Source organism: Quisquiliibacterium transsilvanicum (assembly GCF_014202215.1).
Lineage (GTDB): Bacteria > Pseudomonadota > Gammaproteobacteria > Burkholderiales > Burkholderiaceae_E > Quisquiliibacterium > Quisquiliibacterium transsilvanicum.
In genome coordinates this window covers 85,950-106,728 of the sequence record NZ_JACHGB010000002.1, presented here as the reverse complement: position 1 = coordinate 106,728, position 20,779 = coordinate 85,950, and the positions used below count along the sequence as shown (strand labels likewise).

Below are 20,779 nucleotides of genomic sequence, written 5' to 3'. Positions count from 1 at the left end.
GCGGACGCCCGCTCGCTCGACGGGGCGCCTTCGGGCGCCCCGCTGCATTTCGGGACCGCGCAGTCAGCGCCCTGCACGGCGCCGGCCCTGGGCTTCGGCTCCTGCACGCCGCCGGCGACGCCTCACCTGACCCCCGAACCGGCCCCTGACCTGTCCCGTCAGGCCGGACGCAACCCTGCCCGATCCAGCGCGATCCGCGCGTTCAGCCGCAGATGCCGCGCAACCGTGTCGCGCAGCGACTGCAGCGTGACGGGCTTGACCAGATAGGTATTGGCGCCCGCGAGCGCGCCGCGGGCGAGGTCCAGCGGCGAGGATCTGCTGGTGAGGATGATCACCGGCATGGCCCGCAGCGTGGGATGGCGCTTGAGTTCGCGGGTGAAACGGAAGCCGTCGAGGTCCGGCATCACGACATCGACGAAAGCGAGGTCGAAGCGGCGGGTCTCGAGTGCGGCGCGCGCCTCGGCCGCACTGGCCGCGCCTTCGCTCTCGACACCCATCCGCTGCAGGGCCATCGAGAGCTGGCGGCGCACCGTGGGGCTGTCGTCGACGATCAGGGCACGAGGCCGGCGCGAGCCCTCGCCGTCGCGGACCAGCGCAGCGGACGGGATCTCGTCCTGAGCGGCGGGCCGGCCCAGCAGCACCTCCTCGACGACGCGGTTCAGCGTCCCGAGCAGCTCCAGCGTGAAGCCCGACTGGAGCAGGTCGTCCTGGCCGCGGACCGCGTCGCAGCGCCGGCCCACGCGCACCACCGGACGCGCCTGCCGCAGGTCGCGCGCGACCTCGGGGCCGCCGCTGACGGTCATGTCGACCATGGCAATGTCGAACTCGTTCGGTCCGGCCGCTGGCGCAAGCACGTACCGATAGCGATTGTGGCGGGCATGCCTGAGGATGATCTCCGCGAGGCGCTGGAACTTGCGGCCGAGCCCGAAGGCGGCAACCCTGAAGGTCGGACGCTCGTCCGCGGCCGGGCGGAAAGGCGCATCGGCGGGCGGACGCTCGGGTTCCATCGGACTGGTGTGGGACATCGTTTCCTCTCCTGCGGCCAGGGGCGCAGTCTCCCGCGGGGTGGCCGCCGCAGCCGCATTGTGCGCGGGTTCCTGTTCCGGATGCGTGGACTTTTGCCCGATTCTAGCCTCGGGACTGCGGCTCATGGCAAGTATTCGTTTGGATATTTCTTTACGGCACAGAGACTTAGCTTCGACATCTAACCGAAGTTCGCAGACTCCGGAGCGCCCTGCCCCTGCGAACCTGCACCCGCTCCGGCAGCAGCCCCCGAGGGGGTACACGGAATTCCCGTACCGTCGCCTTTCAACTACAATCCCTCGCTTGCGACGGCGGCCCGGGCCGCCGTTGTCGTTTGCCGGACCCTCTCACCGGAGTCAATCGGATGGCCGCCACTTCCCACCTGATGCCCACCTACGGCCCGCAACCGCTGACGGTCAGCCACGGCGACGGCGTATGGCTGTTCGACGATGCGGGCCGCCGCTACCTGGACGGCCTCTCGGGCATCGCAGTCAACACGCTCGGCCACAATCACCCGAAGCTGGTCGAAGCGCTGCGCGAGCAGGTGGCCCGCGTCATCCATTGCTCCAACCTGCACGCCCACCCGCTGCGCGAGCAGCTGGCGCAGATGCTGGTCGAGCGCAGCGGGATGACCAACGTCTTCTTCTGCAACTCCGGCCTCGAGGCCAACGAGGCGGCGATCAAGATCGCCCGCAAGTACGGCCACGAGCGCGGCATCGACCGCCCCGAGATCATCGTCTACGAGAAGGCCTTCCACGGCCGCTCACTGGCCACGCTGTCGGCCACCGGAAACGCCAAGGTCCAGAAGGGCTTCGAGCCGCTGGTGGAGGGCTTCGTCAGGGTCGGCCTGAACGACATCGAAGAGATGCGCCGCATTGCCGCCGAACGGCCGAAGGTCAGCGCGGTCTTCCTCGAGGCGATCCAGGGCGAGGGCGGCATCCGCCCGGCGCACCTCGAGTACCTGCGCCAGGTCCGGCAGCTCTGCGACGAGCGCGGCTGGCTGCTGATGATCGACGAAGTCCAGTGCGGCACCGGACGCACCGGCAAGTGGTTCGCCCACCAGTGGGCCGGCATCGTCCCCGACGTGATGCCGCTGGCCAAGGGCCTGGGCTCCGGCGTGCCGATCGGCGCGGTGGTCGCGCACGGCGCGGCGGCGCAGGTCTTCCAGGCCGGCAACCACGGCACCACCTTCGGCGGCAACCCGCTGGCGATGCGCGCCGGCGTCACCACCATCGAGGTGATGGAGGCCGACGGCCTGATGGCGAACGCCGCCGAGGTCGGCGATCACCTGATGGAATCGCTGCGCCGCGAACTCGCCGGCCCCGGGCTGGTCGAGGTGCGCGGCCGCGGTCTGATGATCGGCGTGGAGCTCGACCGCCCCTGCGGCGAGCTGGTCGGCCAGTGCCTGGAGAAGGGGCTGGTCCTCAACGTCACCGCCGACTCTGTGATCCGGCTGCTGCCGGCCCTGGTCTTCTCGCGCGAGCACGCCGACCGGCTCGTCGAGACGCTGGTGCCGCTGGTGCGCACGCTGCTGTCGCGCGAGCGGCCGGCCTCCGCCTGAACCCCATCCCGGGCATCGACATGGACCTCCGGCACTACCTTCAGTTCAAGGACCTCGACCGTTCCGACATCGAGTACGTCTTCGAGCGCGCGCGCATCATCAAGGACCGCTTCAAGCGCTACGAGGCCTACCACCCGCTCGCGGACCGCACGCTGGTGATGATCTTCGAGAAGGCCAGCACGCGCACCCGGCTGTCCTTCGAAGCGGGAATGCACCAGCTGGGCGGCGCAGCCATCTACCTGAACACCCGCGACTCCCAGCTGGGCCGCGGCGAGCCGGTCGAGGACGCCGCCCAGGTCATCTCCCGGATGTGCGACATCGTGATGATCCGCACCTACGAGCAGGAGATCATCGAGCGCTTCGCCGCGCACTCGCGGGTTCCGGTGATCAACGGTCTCACCAACGAGTACCACCCCTGCCAGATCCTGGCGGACATCTTCACCTACATCGAGCAGCGCGGCTGCATCCAGGGCCGCACCGTGAGCTGGGTCGGCGACAGCAACAACATGTGCCACACCTGGCTGCAGGCGGCCGAGGTGCTCGACTTCAACGTCCACGTCTCGACGCCCCCGGGCTACGAGGTGGAGCCGGAACGGGCGGGCCTGTACGGGACCGACCACTTCGAGTCCTTCGCCGATCCGCTCGAGGCCTGCCGCGGCGCGGACCTGGTCACCACCGACGTCTGGACCTCGATGGGCTTCGAGGCCGAGAACGAGGAGCGCAAGAAGGCGTTCGCCGACTGGTGCGTGGACGCCGAGATGATGGCCGTCGCCGACCCGAAGGCGGTCTTCATGCACTGCCTGCCGGCGCACCGCGGCGAAGAGGTCACCGCCGAAGTGATCGACGGCCCCCAGTCGGTGGTCTGGGACGAGGCAGAGAACCGCCTGCACGTTCAGAAGGCGCTGATGGAATTCCTGCTGCTCGGCCGCGTCGCCGGCTGACGCACGCGACGCAGGACGCATTCCGCAGGTGGTCTCCCAGGAATCCAGGCCCGCCCCGGGCCGGCGCCGCTTCCGCATCCTGTCGCTGTCGGGCGGCGGCTTCCTGGGCCTGTACACCGCCCGCGTGCTTGCCGAACTCGAGCAGCGGGCGGGCGAGCCGCTGGGTCGGCGCTTCGACCTGATCGCCGGCACTTCGATCGGCGGCATCCTCGCGCTCGCGCTCGCCTTCGAAGTGCCGATGCGCGAGGTGCTCGACGTCTTCACCAGACGCGGCACCGACATCTTCTCGCCGCGCGCGCTTCCGGGCGGCGCGGTGACCCGCCTGCTGGACCTGTCGCGCTCGGTGCTGGGCCCCAAGTACACCGGGGTCGCGCTGCGCGATGCGATCGGCGAGCACCTCGGACAGCGGCGGATGCGCGACGCCAGGCATGCGGTCGTGGTGCCCGCAGTGAACGTCACGCAGAGCACCACCAAGATCTTCAAGACGCCGCACGCCCCACTGTCGCGGGGCGACGAAGCGGTACGCGCGATCGACGTTGCGATGGCGACCAGCGCGGCGCCCGCCTACTTTCCCTCGGTGCAGATCGGCAGGGCGCTGTACGCCGACGGCGGACTGTTCGCGGTGGCGCCCGACCAGGTGGCGCTGCACGAGGCGCGCCACTTCATGGGCGTCGACCCCGCCGGCGTGCAGATGCTCTCGGTGGGCACGGGCATCGCCGGCTACCAGCCCAGCGGCGGGGTGCATGCCGAAGAGGGCGCGGTGGGCTGGCTGTCGGACGGCCGTCTCATCCTGACGCTGCTTTCGGTGCAGCAGCAGCACGTGCAGGCGATGATGGAAGACCTGCTCGGCGAGCGCTACCTGCGCATCGACGCCCCATGGCCTGCCGAGGCCGGCCTGGGCCTCGACGTGGCCACCGAGGCCGCGGTGCGCACCCTCACCGAGCTGGCGGAGTGGACGATCAGCGAGCTCGAGCCCGAACGGCTCGAGCGCTTCCTGTAAACAGAATGGAGAACAGATGAACCCTATCGAAGCAGTGCTCTGGGATTTCGGCGGCGTGGTGACCACCAGCCCCTTCGAGGCCTTCCGCCGCTATGAACAGGCCCGCGGCCTCCCGCAGGACTTCATTCGCAGCGTCAACGCCACCAACATCCACTCCAACGCCTGGGCGCGGATGGAGCGCGGCGAAATCGGCCCGGCCGAGTTCGACACGCTGTTCCGCGACGAATCCACCGCGCTGGGCCACACGGTCGACGGCCGCGACGTGCTGCCGCTGCTCTCCGGCGACGTCCGCCCGAAGGTCGTCGCCGCGATCCGCCAGATCCGCACCCGCTACCGGGTCGCCTGCCTGACCAACAACATGTCGGCCGGCCACGGCCCCGCGATGGCGCAGACGCCGGAGCGCGCCGGCGCCATCGCCGAGGTGATGGAGCTGTTCGAGGTGGTCGTCGAGAGCAGCAAGACCGGCCTGCGCAAGCCGGAACCCGCCTTCTACCTGAAGGCCTGCGAACTGCTGGGCATCGAGCCGGCCAACGCGGTGTTCCTGGACGACCTCGGCGTGAACCTCAAGCCCGCCGCCGCGCTTGGAATGCGCACGATCAAGGTGGTCGACGCCGAGACCGCGCTCGCGGAGCTGGGCGAGATCATCGGCATGCAGCTCCAGTGACCGGGCGGGACCTGGCGCGCATGGCACGCCTGCCGCGCCGGCTGCCCGCCTGGTTCGCGGCACGGCTGCCGGGGCGCGCCCCTGCCTGGCTCCTGCCGCCGCCGCTGGCGATGGACCGGCGCGAGCGTGCGCGCGCGGCGGCCGGGGCGTTCGTGGGCATCGCCATGACCGCCTGGCTGGCCTCGCTGTGGTCGCCTGGCGACGGCGCCGTACCGATGCTGATCGCGCCGATGGGCGCCAGCGCCGTGCTGCTGTTCGCGGTACCCGCCAGCCCGCTGGCGCAGCCCTGGCCTGTGCTTTGTGGCAACCTGGTCGCCGCCCTGGTCGGCATTTCGGCGGCGAAGCTGCTCGGCCCGACCATGCTCGGCGCAGCGGCGGCGGTTGGCGTGACGGTGGCGCTGACCTCGCTGCTGCGCAGTCTCCACCCGCCGGCTGGCGCGGTCGCGCTGACTGCAGTGCTCGGCGGGCCGGAAGTGGCAGAGGCGGGCTACCGCTTCGTCGCGACTCCAGTGATGCTGGACTCGATCCTGATCGTCGTCGCTGCGATCCTCTACAACCACCTGACCGGCCGGTCGTATCCGCACGTCGCCCATGCGACGGCCCATCCGCATGCGCCGCCTGCCCAGTTCCAGCTGAGCCGCGAGGAACTCGACGAGGTGCTGGCCGACTACGGCGAGGCGCTCGACATCGACCGCGACGACCTGGAAGCGCTGGTGCGCGAGCTCGCCGGTCGTGCGTCACAGGCGCAGCGGATGCCGCCCACGCCGGTCACTGCGCCTGCCCCCGGCCGCGCACCCTAGTTCGCGACCCGCCCGTCCACGATCTCGATGCGCCGCTGGCAACGCGCGGCGAGCGACGGGTCATGGGTGACAACCAGGCAGGCGGCGCCGGTGTCGCGGTTGAATTCGAGCAGCAGCTCGAAGATCTCGTTGGCGCTGCGGGTGTCCAGGTTGCCGGTCGGCTCGTCAGCCAGGATCAGGCGCGGCGAAAGCGCCAGCGCGCGGGCAACGGCCACGCGCTGCTGCATGCCGCCCGACAGCTGCGACGGGCGCTTGTGTTCCGCCTCGGCCAGGCCGACGCGCGCCAGCAGCTCGCGGGCGCGGCGCAGGTCGTCCGGGCCGGCCACGCCGCGTTCGATGATGGCCGGCATCAGCACGTTCTCGAGCGCGCTGAAGCCGGGCAGCAGGTGATGGAACTGGAAGACGAAACCGATCGAGCGGCCGCGCAGTCCGGTCAACTCGGCCTCGTCCAGGGTGGTGGTGTCGCGGCCGCCGATATGCAGAGTTCCGGAGGTCGGACGCTCCAGCAGGCCGATCAGGTTCAGCAGCGTGCTCTTGCCGGAGCCGGACGGCCCCACCAGCGCCACGAATTCGCCCGGTTCCAGGCGCAGGTCGATGCCGTGCAGCACCTCCGCCTCCACCGCCGTGCCCACTCCGTAGGACTTGCGCACTCCCGACAGCTCGACGATCGCTTCCACGCTCACATCCTGATCGCCTGCACCGGGTCCATCTTCGCGGCCCTGCGCGCAGGCAGCGCGGCTGCCATCAGGCCCACCAGCACCGCCAGTCCACAGACCTGGGCCACCATCGCGGGCGCCACGTCCGCAGCGAACAGCGAGCTGCCGTCGGCGTTCCTGAACACGGTCGAGAAAAACTCCAGCAGCCCGATTCCCAGCGCGACGCCGAGCAGCGATCCGACCAGCCCGTGGATCGCGCCCTGCAGCAGGAAGACCAGCATGATCCTGCCGGGGCTGGTGCCCATCGCGCGCAGGATGCCGATCTCGCGCTGCTTCTGCACCACGGAGACCACCAGCACGCTGGCGATGCCCACCGCGACGATCGCCACCACGAAGCCGCGGATCAGCGAGTTCGACATGCTCTGGTTGCGCAGCGCCGCCAGCAATTGCGCATTGGTCTGCATCCAGCTCTCGGCGTTGAGCCCGGTCTGCGCGCGCAGCCGCGCAGCGACCGCCTCGGCGGCGAAGATGTCGTCGACCGTCAGGTCGACGCTGGAGACCCCGCCGGCCAGGTCGAGCAGCGACTGCGCCAGCCTGAGCGGCACGAACACCCAGCGCCGGTTGAGGTCGCGATTGCCGATGTCGAACAGGCCCACCACCGTCAGCAGATCGTCGCGATCCTCCGCGCTCACCACGCGGATTTTGTCGCCGACGCTCACCCCGAGGTCGCGTGCGAGCTCGGTGCCGATCACCGCTTCGGCCCCGCCCACGTCGAAGCGGCCGCGGACCAGGTAGCGGTCGATGCGCACGATGCGCCGGTAGCTGTCGGGCTCCACGCCCATCAGCGCGATGGCCCGGCTGGCGTTGCCGCGCAGCGCGAAGCCGGCGCCGGACACCAGCGGCGAGACCGCCACCACGCCCTGGGTGCCCGCGGCCAGCCGCATCACCGACTCCCACTGGTCGACCGAGCGCAGGCGCTGCGCGCGCGGCTGGACGATCGCCGCGGTTTCCTGCGCGGGCAGCGAGCGCAGGTTGACCTCCTCGGGCGGCCGGATCACCACGTGCGGTTGGCTGCCCAGCGTGCGCTCGATGATCGAGACCTGCAGCTGGTCGATCAGCGTCGACAGGAAAATGATCACCGCAACGCCGGCGGTCACTCCGGTGAGGATCAGCGCGGTCTGCAGCCGACCCTCGCGCAGGTAGCGCAGGGCGACCAGCCACTCGAAGGGAAGTCTGGGCGTCATCCGCGGAGCACGCTGCGGCGGCTCATCCGGTCATCCCGGCCGGCACCTGCGCACCGCCCCGGGGCGCCGCGGGCGCGCGCACTCGCACCCGATCGCCCCCCACCGCCGGCGAAGACGGCAGGATCACCGGCTCCCCCGCCTGCAGACCGTCGAGCACTTCGACGACCCCGACGCCGCGCAGCCCCAGCGTGACCGGCTGGTGCACCGCCCGCCCGTCACGCGCGACGAGCACATGCGGCTGCGCGTCGTCGATGTTGCGCACCGCGTCCGTGACAAGCCTGAGGGTGTCCTCGCGGCGCCCGACCACCAGTTCCACCGAGACGGTCATGTCGGGCCTGAGGAAGGACGGCGGCTGCGGCACGAGCAGCCTCACCTCGACCGTGCCGCGCTGCGCGTCGATCGAGGGCGCGACATAGGAGACGCGGGCGCCGAAGGGCTGGCCCGGAAAGGCGTCGGCAACCGCGCTGGCGTCCAGCCCGGTGCGCACGTGCTTCAGGTTCTTCTCGTCGACGCTGGCGACGATGCGGGTTTCGCCGGTCTCGGACAGCGTGAGCAGCATCCGGCCGGCCTGCGCCGTGTCGCCGGGCTCGGCGCTTCGGGTCAGAACGGTGGCCGCGGCGGGCGCGCGCAGCACGAGCAGTTCGAGCCTGGCCCTGGCCGCGTCGAGATTGGCCTCGGCCTGCCGCAGCCGGGTCGCAGCCAGCTCCACCTCGACGCCGCCGTCCCGGCTTGCCACCGCCTGGGCCTGTGCCGCGCCCTCGGCGGCGCGCGCAGCGGCAAGGGCACGCGCGGCTTCGTCGACCCGGGCCTGCGAGACATAGCCGCGTTCGACGAGTTCGCGCGCGCGGCGATCCTCGGCCTCGGCGAGCCGGCGCGCGGCCTGCGCCTGCAGGAGCTGCTGGTCCGCGACCGGGCGCTGCACCTGCGAGAGCTGCCGCACGCGCGCCCGCGCCTCGGCCAGCGCAGCAGTGGCGGCGGCCAGGCCCGCCTGCGCCTCCTCGCTGCGCAGTTCGACCAGCAGGTCGCCGGCGGCGACCGCGTCGCCCTCACGGACGGCGATCCGTTCGATCCGCGCTGCAAGCTGGCTGGAGATGCCGATGCGGCCCGGGGAATCGACCCGGCCGGTGGCGACCACGGACTGCAAGAGCGGGCCGCGGGTCGCTGCGACCGCCTCCACCGCGCGGCTGCGCGGGAACAGATAGATGGCGAGGCCAACTGCGACCAACAGGGCCAGGAAGACCCATGGCCAGCGACGCTTGAGCACCGAACCCCTCCGGGGAGCCACGAAAGAGCGCCACCTTAACAGAGCGCCGCCGCGGGAATGAGCTCCCGCGGCGGCGCGTCTGCTGCGTTTCGAACGGCGTCCACCGCGAGGCGGACGCAGGGGTCCGGGGGGTCAGTCCAGGTGCTCGCGCATCCGCTCCGAAAGCCGCTTGCGCGCCCGGTGCAGCCGCACCCAGCAGTTGGCCTCGGTGATGCCGAGCCGCTCGCACACTTCCGAGGTGGGCAGCCCTTCGATGACCTGCAGCACGAACACCTCGCGCAGCGTCGGCGGCAGCGCGTCGATCTCGCGGGCGAGCTCCTCGCGCATCCGCCGCTGGCCAACCTCATGCATCGGATCCGGAGACTCCAGCGCGAGCGTCGCCGCCCGCGCAGCCGGAGTGGGGTCGTCCGCGGCGAGCACGTCCGGGTCCATCCCATCCCCGGACGGGCGCACGTAGCGCGACTCGCGCCGGAACACGTCCTGGATCTTGTGGTTCAGGATGCCGATCAGCCAGGTGCGCAGCGCGGAGCGCCCCTCGAAGCTCTGCCTGCTCGTGAGCGCAGCCACCAGGGCGTCCTGCACGGCGTCCTCGGCGAGCGCCTCGTCGCGGATGCGCCGCCGCGCGAAGCGCAGCATGGCGCCCCGGTGAGAGGCGAAGTCGATGGCGCTGGCCGTGACCAGCGCAGTGGCTGCCATTGCAGCGGGGGCGAAGTCCGCAGGGGTCATCCTTGATCCTCCGAAGGGCGGTGGGTACGAGGTGCAGTCTGACCACCCCGTCTCGCAGGGCCATCACGGCAAGATCACGAATTGATAACAAATGTATCCGGCGCCCCGCGCAGCGCTGCCGCCATCGACAGCCCTTTGCTATGCTCGGCGCGCCCTCCCCCGCAGCCCTCCGGATCCCCCGCCTTGGAACGCCGCATCCTCGTCGTCGAAGACCAGAAGGACATCGCTGACCTGATCGCGATGCACCTGCGCGACCTGGGCCATGGCGTCGACGTGGTGCACGACGGCGGCAAGGGTTACCAGGCGGCGCGCACCGGTCGCTACGACCTGATCGTGCTCGATCTGATGCTGCCGGTGCTCGACGGGCTCGACGTGCTGCGCTCCCTGCGCACCGAGCGGGTCGACACGCCGGTGCTGATGCTCACCGCCCGCTCCACCGAGATCGACCGGGTGCTGGGCCTGGAACTGGGCGCCGACGACTACCTGACCAAGCCCTTCTCCATCCTTGAACTGCAGGCGCGCGTCAAGGCGATCCTGCGGCGCATCGACCGGCAGGCCGCCGCCGCGAGCGCCGCCGACCCGGACCGGATCGTGATCGGCGAAATCGAGATCGACGCAGCCTCGCGCGAGGCGCGGGTCTGTGGGCACGCGGTGTCGCTGACCGCCAAGGAATTCGACCTGCTGCTGCACTTCGCGCGCAACCCCGGACGGGCGTTCACCCGGATGCAGCTGCTCGACGCAGTCTGGGGCACCAGCTTCGAGGGCTACGAGCACAACGTCAACACCCACATCAACCGGCTCCGCTCGAAGATCGAGATCGATCCGGCCAATCCGAGCTACGTGCTGACGGTGCGCGGCGTGGGCTACCGCTTCGCGGATCCGCGCACCGACCTGCGATGAAGTCGCTGCGCTTCCGGGTGCTGGCGGTGGTGGCGGGGTTCAGCATCGTCACCGCAGTGCTGCTGGCAGCGATCATGTTCTCGTCGGTGCGCGGCTACTACGCGGACATGACCCACGAGAAGGCCAACAGCTTCGTCGACCGGGTGCTCGAGATGCACCCCGACCTGTGGGCGGCCTACCAGGCGAGCCCCGAGAGCTTCGGCGCGCGCCTGCGCGAGCTGATCCTCTACTCGCCCAACACCGGCCTGTACCTGCTGGACAACCGGGGCACCGTGCTCGCGTCGGCCAGCGAGGGCAGTCCGGCGAGCATCGACATGGCGCCGCTGATGCAGTCGCTCGCCGAGGATCCCGACGCGCCGATCCTCGCCGAGGACCCGGAGCGCGAAGGCCGCACGACGCTGGTCTCGGCGCGCCCGGTGCTCTCCGAGGGCGAGCCGGTCGGCTGGCTGTACGTGATCTCGCGCGCCTCCGAGCTCACCGGCAACACGCCGGAGCTGCTGCGCAGCTACGCGGTGCGCACCGCGGTCACCGTCGGCCTGATGACCCTGACCATCGGCGTGCTGCTGACCATCACGATGATCGCGGTGCTGACGCGGCCGCTGATCGAACTCACCCGAGCCGTGGAGCGCGTCCGCAACGCGGGCTTCTCGGAGGATGTGGCCGGCGCGATGATGCCCGGCTGGGCGCGCGACGACGAGATCGGCCGGCTCAGCCGCACCTTCCACGAGACGCTGGAGCGGCTGCGCACCGAGATGCAGCGGGTGCGGCTCACCGACGCCCACCGCCGCGAGATGGTGGCCAGCGTGTCGCACGACCTGCGCACGCCGCTGACCGCGCTGATCGGCCAGCTCGAAACCATCCGCATGAAGCGCGCCGTGCTGCCGCCCGAGGAGGTGTCCGAGCTGTTCACGCGCGCGCAGCAGAACGCACAGCACCTGCAGCGGCTCACCGACGCGCTCGCAGAACTCGCCAGGCTGGACAGCCCGGAGTTCCGCATCCACCCCGAGCCGATCGCGATCGGCGAGCTCGCCGACGACGTCGTCCAGCGCTTTGCGGCGCGCGCCGGCGACGCCGGACTCTCGCTCACGCTCGACTACCCGGACGGCCTGCCGCTGGCGCGGGTGGACGCCGCGCTGGTCGAGCGCGCGCTGGCCAACCTGATCGACAACGCGCTGCGCATCACGCCGCGCGGCGGACGGGTGGAGGTGCGCGTGGTTCCGGAAGCGGGCAAGGCGCGCATCGAGGTCTCGGACACCGGGCCAGGCGTGGCCCCCGAGGACCAGCCGCGGGTGTTCGAGCGCTTCTACCAGGCCGCCCGCCACCGCGACCTGCGCGGCAGCGCGGGGCTGGGCCTGGCCATCGTGCGCCGCGTCGCCGACCTGCACGGCGGCCAGGCGGGGTTGCGCAGCCGTCCCGGCGCCGGCGCCACCTTCTTCATCGAGCTGCCGCTAGGGCTGTGAACGCTCCGGACCGGCGCATCGCGCACCTCGACATGGACGCCTTCTACGCGTCCGTGGAACTGCTGCGCCACCCGGAGCTGCGCGGCCTGCCGGTTGCGATCGGCGGCACCGGCGACGGCTCGCGCCGCGGCGTGGTGACCACCGCCAACTACGAGGCGCGCGCGTTCGGCGTGCGCTCGGCAATGCCGATGCGGCGCGCCGCCGAGCTCTGCCCGAAGTGCGTGTTCCTGCCGGTGGACTTCGACGAGTACAAGCGACTGTCGCGGATGTTCAAGCGCGCGATCGCCACGGTGGCGGACTGCATCGAGGACCGCGGCATCGACGAGGTCTACATCGACCTGGCCGGGGTGCCAGGCGTCGAGCGCGAGCGCGGCCTCGCGCTGGCCCGCGAGATCAAGCGCCGCGTGCTCGATGCCACCGGCCTGACCTGCTCGATCGGCCTGGCGCCCAACAAGCTGCTGGCCAAGATCGCATCCGATCTCGACAAGCCCGACGGCCTCACGCTGATCGAAGACGCCGACATCCCGGCCCGGATCTGGCCGCTGCCGGCGCGCCGCATCAACGGCATCGGGCCGAAGTCGGATGCCAGGCTCGAAGCGCTCGGCATCCGGACCATCGGCGAGCTCGCGGCTGCGGACCCCGCACTGCTGGTGGCGCACTTCGGCGCGCACACCGGAGGCTGGATGCACGAGGCCGCGCACGGCCGAGACGCGCGCCCGGTGGTCACCCACAGCGAGCCGGTGTCGCGCAGCCGGGAGACCACCTTCGAGCGCGACCTGCATCCGCAGCGCGACTGGCACGAGCTCGCCGGAACCCTGGCACGGCTCTGCCGGCAAGTGGCGGCCGACCTGAAAGCGCGCGGCTACGCGGGACGCACGATCGGCGTGAAGCTGCGCTTCGACGACTTCCGGATCGTCACGCGGGACATTTCGCTCGACCGGCCCACCAACGACGAAGGTGCGATCCGCAGGGCAGCCTTCGAGTGCCTGGCCCGGCAGCAGGCGACCCGGCGCATCCGGCTGGTGGGGGTGCGGGTCGGCAACCTGGCGATGCCAGGGTCCCCGGCGCAGGATGGCGTCCCCTTGCCCCGTGACCCCGCCCGCACCGCGGATTCCGCCGAGCCGCCGGCGGGTGAAACCCTGCCGCTGTTCGGACCATCGTCCTGAGTTCCGGGCGGTGCGCCGGCGCGGCGCGGCAGGCGCCCCTTCGGCGAAGGATGGCTGTGGCGGTCGGCCCTGCGTGCCGACTTCCCTGCGCTGCTCGCCTTGGGCTGGCGCGGCGGAACTTCCTGCGCGCCCTGCGGGCGCTCCGGTCGGACAACCGCCGCGAGTCAGATGAACGAGGCGCGCTGAAGCGCGCCCAGCCCAAGGCTGCGCTGCTCGGCGCCGCAGACATCCTTCGCCGAAGGGACGCCTGCCGCGCCTCGGTACGGGGTGCCGGTCGGGGCGATGACGGGCGGGTCGCCCTGGCGGTGATCGGCGCAGACCGGTGCCCTGCGTGTCGGCGTGTCGGCGTGCCGCCGACTGAGCGACTCAGGGAGCCAGCGCGTCAGCGATCTGGCGATCTGGCGACCGCAGGCCTGCCCTCCTCCGCAGTCCATCACCGTCCCAGCGAAGGCGCGCGGGGCGGCCGGTTGGCGCGTGCGTGTGCGCAGCCGAGGAGCGCAGGGTTGCCGGCCTGCGCGCGAAGCGCGCCTCGTTTTTCTGACTCGCGGCGCCTGTCCGACCGGAGCGCTCGAAAGGGCGCGCAGGGAGTTGCGCCGCGCAGGCCGGCAACCCGAGCACCACAGGGAACCCCTGCGCAGCAGGGGCCAGCACCTGCACGCGCCAACCGGCCGCCCCGCACGCCTTCGCCCGCAGCAAGATCGCAGGACCCACCGACGAAGCCTATAATTAAGGGTTTAACCTCCTTCCAACCGCGCCCGCGCGGGCATCCCGATGAGCCAGATCAAGAAAGTGGTCCTCGCCTATTCCGGCGGACTCGACACCTCGGTCATCCTGAAGTGGCTTCAGGATGAGTACAAGTGCGAGGTCGTCACCTTCACCGCCGACATCGGCCAAGGCGAAGAGCTCGAACCGGCCCGCGCCAAGGCCAAGGCGGCAGGCGTCAAGAGCATCTACATCGACGACCTGCGCGAAGAATTCGTGCGCGACTTCGTCTTTCCGATGTTCCGCGCGAACACCGTCTACGAGGGCGAGTACCTGCTTGGCACCTCGATCGCGCGGCCGCTGATCGCCAAGCGCCTGGTCGAGATCGCCCGGGCCGAGAAGGCCGACGCCATCTCGCACGGCGCCACCGGCAAGGGCAACGACCAGGTGCGCTTCGAGCTCGGCGCCTACGCGCTGATGCCCAACGTGAAGATCATCGCGCCCTGGCGCGAGTGGGACCTCACCTCGCGCGAGAAGCTGCTCGCGTATGCGGACACGCACGGCATCCCGGTCGACTTCAAGAAGCGCAAGGGCGAGTCGCCCTTCTCGATGGACGCCAACCTGCTGCACATCTCCTACGAGGGCGGCATTCTCGAGGATCCGGCCGCCGCGCCGCCCGAGAAGGGCATGTGGCGCCTGACGGTGTCGCCCGAGAAGGCCCCGAGCAAGCCCGAGCTGGTCGAGCTGCAGTTCGAACGCGGCGACCTGGTCGCGATCAACGGCCAGCGCATGAAGGCGCACGAGCTGCTGGCCGAGCTCAACCGCCTGGGCGGCAAGCATGGCGTGGGCCGGCTGGACCTGGTCGAGAACCGCTACGTTGGAATGAAGAGTCGCGGCTGCTACGAAACCCCCGGCGGCACCATCCTGCTGCGCGCGCACCGCGCGATCGAGTCGCTGACCCTCGACCGCGAAGTGGCGCACCTGAAGGACGAGCTGATGCCCCGCTACGCCAGCCTGGTCTACAACGGCTACTGGTGGTCGCCGGAGCGCACTGCGCTGCAGGTGCTGATCGACCACACGCAGGAGCGGGTCAACGGCACGGTCACGCTCAAGCTGTTCAAGGGCAACGTGATCATCACCGGCCGCAGCTCGGCGGATTCGCTGTTCGACGCCAAGATCGTCACCTTCGAGGAGGACGAGGGCGCCTACGACCAGGCGGATGCGGGCGGCTTCATCAAGCTCAACGCGCTGCGCATGCGCATCGCCGCGAGCAAGGCGCAGGCCGAGCGTCCGCGCCGGGCCGCAGCGAAGAAGGCCGCCCCCGCGAAGCCGGCAGCCAAACCGGCCGCCCGCAAACCGACGGCCTGAGCCCCCAGGAGATCGCCACCCGATGCCCATCCTCACCGTCAGCGGCGCGCAGCTGGCCTACGGCCACGTCGCGCTGCTCGACGGCGTCGACCTCTCGATCGAGCCAGGCGAGCGCGTCGCGCTGATCGGCCGCAACGGCACTGGCAAGTCCTCGCTGATCAAGGGGATCGCCGGCGAAATTTCCTTCGACGACGGCCTGGTGGTACTGCAGTCCGGCGCCACGCTGGCCTGGGTTCCGCAGGAGCCGCAGTTCGACGCCGAGCACGACGTCTTCGACGCGGTGGCTGGCGGGCTGGCGGCCGATGCGGGACGCATCGCCGAGTATCACCACGTCACGGCCCGGCTGGCGCACGCCGAGGGCGACCATGAAGCGCTGCTGCACCGGCTTTCCGAGCTGCAGTCCGAGCTCGACGCCAGCGGCGCCTGGGCGCTGACGCACCGGATCGAGCGCGTCCTGTCCCAGCTCGGGCTCGACGGCGAGCGCAAGGTTTCCGAGCTCTCCGGCGGCAACCGCAAGCGGGTCGCGCTGGCCCGCGCGCTGGTACGCGAGCCCGACCTGCTGCTGCTCGACGAACCGACCAACCATCTCGACATCGAATCGATCGCCTGGCTGGAGAACCTGCTGCTGGGCTTCAACGGAGCGGTGCTGCTGATCACCCACGACCGGCGCTTCCTCGATCGGGTCGCCACCCGCATCGTCGAACTGGATCGCGGCCGGCTGCGCTCCTACCCCGGTTCCTTCTCCGCCTACCGGCAGCGCAAGGTCGAAGAGCTGGCCGCCGAGCAGACCGCCGAGGCACGCTTCGACAAGCTGCTCGCGCAGGAGGAGGTCTGGATCCGCAAGGGCGTCGAGGCCCGCCGCACTCGCGACGAGGGACGCGTGCGCCGGCTTGAGGCGCTGCGCCGCGAGCGCGCCGCACGCCGCGACCGTCTCGGCCGCGTCGAGCTGAACGTGGACGCGGGCGAGCGATCCGGCAAGCTGGTCGCCGAACTGGTCGAAGTCTCCAAGTCCTTCGACGGCCGGCCGGTGGTGCGCGAGCTCAACGCGATCATCCAGCGCGGCGACCGCGTCGGCCTGATCGGCCCCAACGGCGCCGGCAAGACGACGCTGCTCAAGCTGATCCTGGGCGAGCTCGCCCCGGACAGCGGGCAGGTGCGGCTGGGCACCAACCGCAACCTCGCCTACTTCGACCAGATGCGCGAGCAGCTCGACGAAGAGGCCTCGCTGGCCGAAACCATCAGCCCCGGCTCGGAATGGGTCGAGATCGGCGGACAGCGGGTGCATGCGATGAGCTACCTCGGGCGCTTCCTGTTCGCGCCGGAGCGGGCGCGATCGCCGGTGAAGTCGCTGTCGGGCGGCGAGCGCAACCGGCTGCTGCTGGCGCGGCTGTTCGCACGGCCGGCCAACCTGCTGGTGCTCGACGAGCCCACCAACGACCTGGACATCGAGACCCTGGAGCTCCTCGAGGAGCTGCTGGCCGAGTATCCGGGCACGGTGCTGGTGGTCAGCCACGACCGCGAATTCCTGGACAACGTGGTGACCCAGTCCATCGTCTCCCTGGGAGAGGGGCGCTGGCAGGAGTGTGCCGGCGGCTACTCCGAGGTGGAGGCAGTGCGCGCACGGATCGCGCAGGCGGCCCAGGCAGCGAAGCCGGCGACGACGCGCGAGCGTGCCCCGGATGCCGCCGGCGCGCAGGCTGCCGGCGCGGCCTCCGGGACGACCAGGCCCGCGCGCGCCAAACTCTCCTACAAGGATCAGCGCGAGCTCGACGCGCTGCCGGCCAGGATCGCCGCGCTCGAAGCCGAGCAGACCGATCTCGCAGCGCGGCTGGCGGACCCCGCCACCTACCAGGCCCAGGCCGGCGAGGATTCGGCCGCGCTCAAGGCGCTGAACGAGCGCGCCGAGGCCATCGAAACCGAGTTGTTGGAGTGCCTGGAGCGCTGGGAGACGCTGGAGGCCCGCGCCTCCTGAACCGGCGCATGCGCGCGTTGGCGCCAGGTCTCGAAGTCCAAGCCCGCCAGGACTTCCTCCGTTGGCCCAACAGGCCGCTACAATCGATCAAGGCGGCCGCCCGGCCGCCGGGAACGGAGGAGAACGACATGAAAATTCTCAAACGGAGCGTCGCCAGCCTGCTGGTGGCATCGGTTGCATACACCGGGTTCGTGCAGACGGCCCAGGCAACGCTGATCGGCACCGAGCAGGTCGCCCAGGCCTCCGCAGGCCGCATCGACGATCGCGCGCGGATCGACGCCGCGCTCGCTCGTGCCGACATCCGCGAGCAACTGCAGAAATTCGGGGTCGACCCGCAACAGGCCGCCGAGCGCGTTGGTTCGCTCACCGACGAGGAGGCAGCACGCCTGGCCAGTTCCCTCGACAGCGCCCCCGCGGGCGGCAACATCGTCGGCGTGATCGTGTTCATCTTCGTGCTGCTGCTGGTCACCGACATCCTCGGCCTGACCAAGGTGTATCCGTTCACCCGTTCGGTACGCTGAACTTCGTGCGAGCAGCAAGCGGGGCCGGTCTTCGCGCCCGGCCCCGCGCTTCGGCGCGGCGCTCCGGCGCTGGCGCACTCATGCTGGCGATGTTCCTGGTCGCCACGCTCCTGTCCGGGTGCGCCACCCAGACCCGCGCACTGCTCGAGGCGCCGCCGCCGGACCTGGCGCAGCGCGTCGAGCTGGCGCAGACGCCCTTCTTCGAGCAGGCCGACTACCAGTGCGGACCCGCGTCGCTGTCGATGGCGCTCGGCGCAGCCGGCATCGAGACCCGTCCCGAGGACCTGATCGGCCGGGTCTTCGTCCCGGGCCGAAAGGGAAGCCTGCAGATCGAGATGATTGCCGCGGCGCGCGGCCGCGGCGCAGTGGCGGTGCGGATCCCCGGGCGCATGGACGCATTGCTGAGGGAGCTTGCCGCCGGGAATCCGGTGATCGTGCTGCAGAACCTGTCGCTGCCGATCGATCCGATCTGGCACTACGCGGTGGCGATCGGCTACGACCTGGAGCGCGAGGAACTGCTGCTGCGCTCCGGTCCGATGCGCCGCCAGCGGCTGGCGCTGTCCACCTTCGAGCACACCTGGGCGCGCAGCGGCCATTGGGCCTTCGTCGCGCTGGCGCCGGGCGCGCTGCCTGCCACCGCCACCGAGGCCGAGCTCATCGCGGCGCTGGTGGCCTTCGAGCGCGGCGCGCCGGCCGGCGAGGCCCGCCGGGCCTACGCTGCCGCCGCGGCCCGCTGGCCAGACAGCCGCGTGCTGGCGATCGGGCTGGGCAATGCTGCCTACGCGGCCGGAGATCGCGTCGCCGCTGCCGACGCCTTCCGTGCCGCAGCGCTGCGGCACGGCGACGGAGCGGCATGGCACAACCTCGCCGTCGTTTTGCGCGAGCTGGGCCGGCTCGACGAGGCCGAGCAGGCCGCCCGCCAGGCAATCGACGCTGATGGGCCCTGGAGCGCGCAGGCACGCACCGAGCTCGACCGGATCCGAGCGCAGCGCAGCGGGCAGCCAGCCGCGCCTCGGTAGAATCGAGGATTCATTCCCGGGACGGCCAGCCTGGCCGCCCGCGCATTCTCCGGAGAACCTCATGCCGACATTCGACGTCGTTTCCGAAGCCGACCTCGTCGAGGTGCGCAACGCGCTCGACCAGGCCAACAAGGAAATCGCCACCCGCTTCGACTTCAAGGGCTCCGACGCCCGGATCGAGCAGAAGGAGCGCGAGCTCACCGCCTACGCGGACGACGACTTCAAGCTCGCTCAGGTCCGTGACGTGCTGATCAACAAGTTCGCCAAGCGCGGGGTCGACGTGCGCTTCCTGGACTATGGCGATCCGCAGAAGATCGGCGGCGACAAGATGAAACAGGTGATCACCATCCGCCACGGCGTTTCGGGCGACCTCGCCAAGAAGATCGTGCGGCTGGTGAAGGACAGCAAGATCAAGGTACAGGCGAGCATCCAGGGCGACACGGTGCGGGTGCAGGGCGCCAAGCGCGACGACCTGCAGTCGGTGATCACGCTGCTGAAGAAGGACATCACGGACGTGCCGCTGGCGTTCCAGAACTTCCGGGACTGAAGCGGGTCGGGCGGCCTGCCTTCGTCGGGGCGGGCGAAGGCGCGGCGTGCGGGGCCGGGGCGCGTGCGGGTGCTTGCCCCTGCTGCGCAGGGGTTCCCTGCGGTGCTCGGGTTTCCGGCCTGCGCGGCGAACTCACTACGCGCGCGTTGCGCGCTCCGTTCAGACAGGCGCCGCGAGTCAGAGGAACGAAGCGCGCTGCGCGCGCAGGCCGGCAACCCTGCGCTCCTTGGCTGCGCACACGCACGCGCCCCGGCCCCGCACGCCGCGCCTCCGCCGAAGCTGAGGTGTACTGCGACGCGAAGCGTTCCACCCCGGCCGCCTTACCGGCATGCTGAGATGTCGTTCATTGCGGCAGTTCAGGCCCGCGCGGCTCGAGCCGGCACAACCAGTTCGCACGCGGGCTCATCGCATGAGCCCAGATCGGTCCGGAGCGTCGGGCGATCGCGCCGGGCAACCGTTCGATCCGGGCAAAATCTCCCCTTCAGGAGCTTGCACGAGTCCATCGAACCTCGGGTTGCCGGCCTGCGCTTCTCGGCTGCACACAAGCACGAGCCAACACGATACGACCCTCGCCATCCCGAACGCGCCACTGCAACGAGGAGCGGCAGGCGCCCCTTCAGGGGTGGATGTCTGCGGCGCCGAGCAGCGCAGGGAAGTCGGCCCGCAGGGCCGACCGCCGCAGCCATCCGCCGCTGAAGGGGCACCTGCCGCGCCGCGCCGCGACGGGGCCGAACACACCTCACATCAGCCCGGCCCCCAGCCACTCCGCCACCAGCGCCGGCTTCTCCGCCCCCTCGATCTCCACCGTCACCTCGTAGGTGCTGGTCCAGCGCCCCGGCGTGTCCGTGTTCAGGTCCTTCAGGCGGAAGCGCCCGCGCACCCGCTTGCCGGCGAGCACCGGCGAGATGAAGCGCACCTTGTTGAAGCCGTAGTTGACGCCGGTCTTCGTCTCCTGGATCGACGGGCAGGCCTGGTAGGCCATCTGCGCGAGCATCGACAGCGTGAGGAAGCCGTGCGAGATCGAGCCGCCGAAGGGGGTCTCGGCCGCGGCGCGCGCCGGGTTCACGTGGATGAAGTAGTGATCGCCGGTGAGGTCGGCGAAGGTGTCGATCATCTGCTGGGTGATCGGCATCCATTCGGAGCTACCGACCTCGTTGCCGATCTGCTTCTTGAGCTCGACCAGCGGAACCTTGCGGACGGGACCTTCCATGACACTCCTTTATGCGCTCTGGCGCTTCGATGGAT

At 70.7% G+C, this 20,779-nt stretch carries 19 protein-coding genes; 13 read left to right on the top strand and 6 right to left on the bottom strand.

Annotated features, from left to right (window positions below):
• Positions 1–158: 158 nt before the first annotated feature.
• The gene (locus HNQ70_RS03905; protein WP_183964481.1) at positions 159–1,025 is read right to left on the bottom strand and encodes a response regulator; all 867 of its coding nucleotides are present in this window, start codon (positions 1,023–1,025) and stop codon (positions 159–161) included.
• 362 nt (positions 1,026–1,387) lie between these two features.
• Here HNQ70_RS03905 and HNQ70_RS03900 point away from each other — a divergent pair, with 362 nt between their 5' ends.
• Genes HNQ70_RS03900 through HNQ70_RS03880 form a run of 5 tightly spaced genes read left to right on the top strand, consistent with a single transcriptional unit; the run spans position 1,388 to position 5,989 of the window.
• The gene (locus HNQ70_RS03900; protein ID WP_183964479.1) at positions 1,388–2,584 is read left to right on the top strand and encodes an aspartate aminotransferase family protein; all 1,197 of its coding nucleotides are present in this window, start codon (positions 1,388–1,390) and stop codon (positions 2,582–2,584) included.
• 20 nt (positions 2,585–2,604) lie between these two features.
• A complete protein-coding gene (gene argF, locus HNQ70_RS03895) occupies positions 2,605–3,525 on the top strand; it encodes an ornithine carbamoyltransferase (RefSeq protein WP_183964477.1) in 921 nt (306 codons plus the stop codon).
• A 28-nt stretch (positions 3,526–3,553) separates the two neighbouring features.
• A complete protein-coding gene (locus tag HNQ70_RS03890; protein ID WP_183964475.1) occupies positions 3,554–4,525 on the top strand; it encodes a CBASS cGAMP-activated phospholipase in 972 nt (323 codons plus the stop codon).
• 16 nt (positions 4,526–4,541) lie between these two features.
• Positions 4,542–5,189 carry an HAD-IA family hydrolase gene (locus HNQ70_RS03885; protein ID WP_183964473.1) on the top strand — a complete coding sequence of 216 codons (648 nt, stop codon included), beginning with the start codon at positions 4,542–4,544 and terminating at the stop codon, positions 5,187–5,189.
• A 20-nt stretch (positions 5,190–5,209) separates the two neighbouring features.
• Entirely contained in the window at positions 5,210–5,989 is a 780-nt protein-coding gene (locus HNQ70_RS03880) for an HPP family protein (RefSeq protein ID WP_183964471.1), read from the top strand.
• Here the strand turns inward: HNQ70_RS03880 and HNQ70_RS03875 are convergent.
• The 4 genes from HNQ70_RS03875 to HNQ70_RS03860 all read right to left on the bottom strand — a co-directional run bounded on the left by HNQ70_RS03875 (position 5,986) and on the right by HNQ70_RS03860 (position 9,879).
• Positions 5,986–6,666: an ATP-binding cassette domain-containing protein gene (locus HNQ70_RS03875; protein ID WP_183964469.1), complete on the bottom strand. Its 681-nt coding sequence runs from the start codon at positions 6,664–6,666 to the stop codon at positions 5,986–5,988. The genes HNQ70_RS03880 and HNQ70_RS03875 overlap by 4 nt on opposite strands.
• A gap of 2 nt (positions 6,667–6,668) precedes the next feature.
• Positions 6,669–7,889, bottom strand: coding sequence for an ABC transporter permease (locus HNQ70_RS03870; protein ID WP_183964467.1), 1,221 nt, complete (start codon positions 7,887–7,889; stop codon positions 6,669–6,671).
• 22 nt (positions 7,890–7,911) lie between these two features.
• On the bottom strand, positions 7,912–9,153 hold the full coding sequence (locus HNQ70_RS03865; RefSeq protein WP_221302637.1) for an efflux RND transporter periplasmic adaptor subunit: 1,242 nt from the start codon (positions 9,151–9,153) through the stop codon (positions 7,912–7,914).
• A 132-nt stretch (positions 9,154–9,285) separates the two neighbouring features.
• The gene (locus tag HNQ70_RS03860) at positions 9,286–9,879 is read right to left on the bottom strand and encodes a sigma-70 family RNA polymerase sigma factor (protein WP_183964465.1); all 594 of its coding nucleotides are present in this window, start codon (positions 9,877–9,879) and stop codon (positions 9,286–9,288) included.
• Between the two features lie 183 nt (positions 9,880–10,062).
• Here HNQ70_RS03860 and HNQ70_RS03855 point away from each other — a divergent pair, with 183 nt between their 5' ends.
• The 8 genes from HNQ70_RS03855 to HNQ70_RS03820 all read left to right on the top strand — a co-directional run bounded on the left by HNQ70_RS03855 (position 10,063) and on the right by HNQ70_RS03820 (position 19,534).
• The gene (locus HNQ70_RS03855) at positions 10,063–10,779 is read left to right on the top strand and encodes a response regulator transcription factor (protein WP_183964463.1); all 717 of its coding nucleotides are present in this window, start codon (positions 10,063–10,065) and stop codon (positions 10,777–10,779) included.
• Positions 10,776–12,239, top strand: a complete 1,464-nt coding sequence (locus tag HNQ70_RS03850; RefSeq protein WP_183964461.1) for a sensor histidine kinase — start codon at positions 10,776–10,778, stop codon at positions 12,237–12,239. Before HNQ70_RS03855 ends, HNQ70_RS03850 begins: the two co-directional genes overlap by 4 nt.
• Positions 12,236–13,405, top strand: coding sequence for a DNA polymerase IV (gene dinB / locus HNQ70_RS03845; RefSeq protein WP_343060627.1), 1,170 nt, complete (start codon positions 12,236–12,238; stop codon positions 13,403–13,405). The genes HNQ70_RS03850 and dinB overlap by 4 nt, the downstream gene beginning before the upstream one ends.
• A gap of 771 nt (positions 13,406–14,176) precedes the next feature.
• The gene (locus HNQ70_RS03840; RefSeq protein ID WP_183964459.1) at positions 14,177–15,475 is read left to right on the top strand and encodes an argininosuccinate synthase; all 1,299 of its coding nucleotides are present in this window, start codon (positions 14,177–14,179) and stop codon (positions 15,473–15,475) included.
• A gap of 22 nt (positions 15,476–15,497) precedes the next feature.
• Positions 15,498–17,447 carry an ATP-binding cassette domain-containing protein gene (locus HNQ70_RS03835; protein WP_183964458.1) on the top strand — a complete coding sequence of 650 codons (1,950 nt, stop codon included), beginning with the start codon at positions 15,498–15,500 and terminating at the stop codon, positions 17,445–17,447.
• 128 nt (positions 17,448–17,575) lie between these two features.
• A complete protein-coding gene (locus HNQ70_RS03830) occupies positions 17,576–17,968 on the top strand; it encodes a PA2779 family protein (protein ID WP_183964457.1) in 393 nt (130 codons plus the stop codon).
• An 80-nt stretch (positions 17,969–18,048) separates the two neighbouring features.
• A complete protein-coding gene (locus HNQ70_RS03825) occupies positions 18,049–18,987 on the top strand; it encodes a PA2778 family cysteine peptidase (RefSeq protein ID WP_183964456.1) in 939 nt (312 codons plus the stop codon).
• A 61-nt stretch (positions 18,988–19,048) separates the two neighbouring features.
• A complete protein-coding gene (locus HNQ70_RS03820; RefSeq protein ID WP_183964455.1) occupies positions 19,049–19,534 on the top strand; it encodes a YajQ family cyclic di-GMP-binding protein in 486 nt (161 codons plus the stop codon).
• A gap of 739 nt (positions 19,535–20,273) precedes the next feature.
• Here the strand turns inward: HNQ70_RS03820 and HNQ70_RS03815 are convergent.
• A complete protein-coding gene (locus HNQ70_RS03815; RefSeq protein ID WP_183964454.1) occupies positions 20,274–20,744 on the bottom strand; it encodes a MaoC family dehydratase in 471 nt (156 codons plus the stop codon).
• Between the last annotated feature and the right edge of the window lie 35 nt (positions 20,745–20,779).